1 protein-coding gene is annotated in these 527 nt (G+C 52.6%); it reads left to right on the top strand.

All coding sequences use genetic code 11. The annotated features are described in order from the left end of the window. On the top strand, positions 1 to 467 hold a 467-nt coding region (locus tag ACFQDM_RS15550), incomplete at its 5' end, for a hypothetical protein (protein ID WP_377380595.1). Positions 468 to 527: the final 60 nt, after the last annotated feature.

The following is a 527-nucleotide window of genomic DNA, read 5'->3' as shown; positions in this document are numbered from 1 at the left end:
GGAAATTGCTAGTCCTCATTCGAATTCCAGAACGGGAGTTTGTGATGTTGACGAAATACCTTGCTGGGGCGCTTTTAGCGTCGCAAATAATTGTAACGCCGGCAGCATTCGCTGCCATTCCAAACGGCTCTTTCCAGCGCTCCGTTCAGTTGCGCGCATTTGTGCCAGTCGTTTGTCGAACAACCTTCACTGCAGACTATACAACAAACCATGGCGTCAGATCCCTGGGGTCTGTGCGAGAGTTTTGCAACTCTTCGAGCGGATACCGTGTCATTGTGGAAGTGGGCGGGTCTCTGGAGGATGCTGGCACGCTGTACTGGGGCGGTCAGGCATTTCCGATTACATCCGGGCAGATCGTGGTCACAGATTCTATTGGACCAGCACGCCTCCAAAGAAACATCGGCTACGAGCCCGGACAAAACTCCATCTCGCAGCTCTCAATACGCATCGAACCTAAATATACCTGAACGAGGATAGAAGGACAGTGCGCGTCTGCCTTTATAGGGCGGACTGAAGGGTTAGCGTGA

It is taken from the genome of Ponticaulis profundi (assembly GCF_042659465.1).
Classification (GTDB): domain Bacteria; phylum Pseudomonadota; class Alphaproteobacteria; order Caulobacterales; family Hyphomonadaceae; genus Ponticaulis; species Ponticaulis profundi.
The sequence above is the reverse complement of the archived record's forward strand: the minus strand, read 5'-3'. Positions and strand labels throughout refer to the sequence as shown.